The sequence below is a fragment of the Bradyrhizobium sp. genome (genome assembly GCF_016462955.1).
Classification (GTDB): domain Bacteria; phylum Pseudomonadota; class Alphaproteobacteria; order Rhizobiales; family Xanthobacteraceae; genus Bradyrhizobium.
The window spans coordinates 11,974-14,892 of the sequence record NZ_JAEMSD010000090.1 but is presented as its reverse complement, the minus strand read 5'-3'; the positions used below and the strand labels follow the sequence as shown (position 1 = coordinate 14,892).

At 65.1% G+C, this 2,919-nt stretch carries 4 protein-coding genes; all 4 read right to left on the bottom strand.

The window, feature by feature from the left end:
* Positions 1-127 precede the first annotated feature (127 nt).
* From JHD07_RS12395 to JHD07_RS12380, 4 genes are read right to left on the bottom strand one after another with little or no spacing between them, the layout of a single operon-like run.
* Entirely contained in the window at positions 128-925 is a 798-nt protein-coding gene (locus tag JHD07_RS12395) for an alpha/beta hydrolase (RefSeq protein ID WP_291622401.1), read from the bottom strand.
* Positions 926-953: 28 nt separating this feature from the next.
* Positions 954-1,124 (bottom strand): hypothetical protein, encoded by a 171-nt coding sequence (locus JHD07_RS12390; RefSeq protein ID WP_291622399.1) that lies wholly within the window; start codon positions 1,122-1,124, stop codon positions 954-956.
* A gap of 12 nt (positions 1,125-1,136) precedes the next feature.
* Positions 1,137-2,534, bottom strand: coding sequence for an NAD(P)(+) transhydrogenase (Re/Si-specific) subunit beta (locus tag JHD07_RS12385; RefSeq protein WP_291622397.1), 1,398 nt, complete (start codon positions 2,532-2,534; stop codon positions 1,137-1,139).
* 39 nt (positions 2,535-2,573) lie between these two features.
* On the bottom strand, positions 2,574-2,891 hold the full coding sequence (locus JHD07_RS12380; RefSeq protein ID WP_028180801.1) for a proton-translocating transhydrogenase family protein: 318 nt from the start codon (positions 2,889-2,891) through the stop codon (positions 2,574-2,576).
* Positions 2,892-2,919: the final 28 nt, after the last annotated feature.

Here is a 2,919-nt window from a genome sequence, read left to right as displayed (position 1 = left end):
TACCAAACACTTCCGGACTTAGGTCTCTCTTAGCGCGCCGTCAATCGCCGCGGCAGCCCATGCAGGCTGCGGAAGCAGCGCGAGCGGCGCAGCGACGATCATGCAGCCCCGGCAAGTCACAAGCCGTTCAGTAAGCAATGAAGCGCCTCGCTGTCTCGATCGCGCCAAACGCATCGAGATTGTCGTGTCCGCCGCCCGCGAAGCGAACGAACTGCTTCGGTTCATGCGCGAGCCCGAACAAACGCTCTCCGAACGCGATCGAAATGGCAAGGTCATTGGTGCCGTGCATCACCAACAGCGGCACCGTGACGCGCGCGATCCGCTCGTCGGAGCGAAACTGATCGCGCATCAGCAGGCGCACGGGAATGAAGCGGAACTGCGAGGCAGCGACGTCCACCGTCGAAGTGTATGGCGCCGCCAGGATCAATTTGGCGACGGGGTGTTCGGACGCCATGGCGACCGCGACACCCGTCCCCAGCGAAAAGCCCCAGACGACGATCCGTTCCGCGGCATATCGCGCCGTGGTGAACCCGTAGGCGGCCGCCGCATCGCGCAGCAGCCCCTGTTCGCTCGGCGTCCCGCTCGAGCCGGCATAGCCGCGATAGGACAGTGCCACGAGGCCGGTGCCGTCGGCCGTCATTGCCTTGAAGCTGCTGACGCGCCCGGCGAGGAAATCGCCGTTGCCGTGGAAGTACAGAATCACGGAACGGCCAGGCTTCGCCGGCACGTGCCAGACGATCACCTTCTCGCCGTCCGACGTGGTCAGAATGTGCTCTTCCGCCTCGGGCAGGCCGGCAGCATCAGGCGCGGTCCGGCCGACGGGCGGGATCGGAAACAGCAACTCGCGCTGGCGGACGTACAGCACGAGGAGACCGGCGCAGTAGACGGTCACGAGCAGGATGGCGATCCACTTGAGGACGGTCATGATTGCGCGGCGCGCCCCTCGAGTGAGCCTAGGGCTTGCGATGGCTCCGCAGCAATTTCATGACGTCAGGGCGCAGACTGGCCGGAACGTCGCGGCAGCCGCATGCCGCCTTGTGAGCAGCGTGCCATTCGACGCGCTGCTCGCGCGTGGCTTTGGACGGCATGGGATGGGACCGGTGCCATTCCTTGTTGATGGACACGGTCCCTTCCGCCTACATCGCCTTGACGATGTTCTCGGTGACCTTCTTGGCGTCGCCGAGCAGCATCATGGTGTTGTCGCGATAGAACAGCGGATTGTCGATGCCCGCGTAACCGGAAGCCAGCGAGCGCTTGATGAACATCACGGTGCCGGCCTTCCAGACCTGGAGCACGGGCATGCCGTAGATCGGCGAGGTCTTGTCCTCTTCCGCCGCCGGGTTGGTGACGTCGTTGGCGCCGATCACGAAAGCGATGTCGGCCTGCGCGAATTCGGAGTTGATGTCCTCGAGCTCGAACACCTCGTCATAAGGCACGTTGGCTTCGGCCAGCAGCACGTTCATGTGGCCGGGCATGCGGCCGGCGACCGGGTGAATGGCGTATTTCACCTCGACGCCTTCCTTCTTCAGCATGTCCGCCATCTCGCGCAGCGCGTGCTGGGCCTGCGCCACCGCCATGCCGTAGCCGGGCACGATGATGACCTTGGAGGCGTTCTTCATGATGAAGGCGGCATCGTCAGCCGAGCCGAGCTTGGCCGGCTTCTGCTCGCCGGTTCCCCCACCGGCGGCAGCCGTCTCGCCGCCGAAGCCGCCGAGGATGACCGAGATGAAGGACCGGTTCATCGCGTGGCACATGATGTAGGACAGGATCGCGCCCGAGGAGCCGACCAGCGCGCCGGTGATGATCAGCGCGGAATTGCCGAGCGTGAATCCGATGCCGGCCGCGGCCCAGCCGGAATAGGAGTTCAGCATCGAGATCACGACCGGCATGTCGGCGCCGCCGATCGGGATGATCATGAGCACGCCGAGCGCCAGCGCGAGGATGACGATCATCCAGAAGTCGAACGCGCTGCCGGACAGCACGAGACCGACGATGAAGAACACCAGCGCCAATGCGAGGCCGATGTTGATGATGTGGCGGAACGGCAGGATGATCGGCGCGCCGCTCATGCGCGCCGACAGCTTCAGGAACGCGATCACCGAGCCGGTGAAGGTCAGCGCGCCGATGGCGACGCCGAGCGACATCTCGACCAGGCTCTGCGGATGAATCTTGCCGGGGGTCCCGATGCCGAAGGCCTCCGGCGCATAGAACGCGCCGGCCGCGACCAGCACTGCGGCCATGCCGACCAGCGAGTGGAAGGCGGCGACCAGTTCAGGCATCGAGGTCATCGGCACGCGGCGGGCGATCACCGCGCCGGCGCCGCCGCCGATCGCGACCGCGAGGATGACGAGGATCCACGCCACGCCGTCGGCCGGCGGATGGCTTGCGAGCGTGGTGGCGACCGCAATCGCCATGCCGATCATGCCGAACAGATTGCCCTGGCGCGAGGTTGCCGGGCTCGACAGCCCGCGCAGCGACAGGATGAACAGCACCCCCGCCACGAGATACAAGAATGCAGAGAGATTGGCGCTCATCTCAGGTCCCCATTGATCCCTTCAGCCCGAGGTGGCCGCTTACTTCGACTTCTTCTTGTACATCGCCAGCATGCGCTGGGTGACGAGGAAGCCGCCGAATATGTTCACGCAGGCGAAGACGAGCGCGACGAAGCCGAAGCCGCGCGCCCAGCCCGAGCCGCTCGAAATCATGCCGACACCGACCGCGAGCAGCGCGCCGACCACGATCACCGAGGAGATCGCGTTGGTGACGCTCATCAGCGGCGTATGCAGCGCCGGCGTCACCGACCAGACGACGAAATAGCCGACGAAAACGGCGAGGACGAAGATCGACAGCTGGAAGATGAAGGGGTCGACGAGCTGTGCTGCATGCTCCATGGCGGCTCTCCTTAAACCCGATTTAAGA

Bases quoted from the DNA above. Each gene is read 5' to 3' on its own strand.
- JHD07_RS12395 (WP_291622401.1), bottom strand. From the start codon at position 925: ATGACCGTCCTCAAGTGGATCGCCATCCTGCTCGTGACCGTCTACTGC.
- JHD07_RS12385 (WP_291622397.1), bottom strand. From the start codon at position 2,534: ATGAGCGCCAATCTCTCTGCATTCTTGTATCTCGTGGCGGGGGTGCTG.
- JHD07_RS12380 (WP_028180801.1), bottom strand. From the start codon at position 2,891: ATGGAGCATGCAGCACAGCTCGTCGACCCCTTCATCTTCCAGCTGTCG.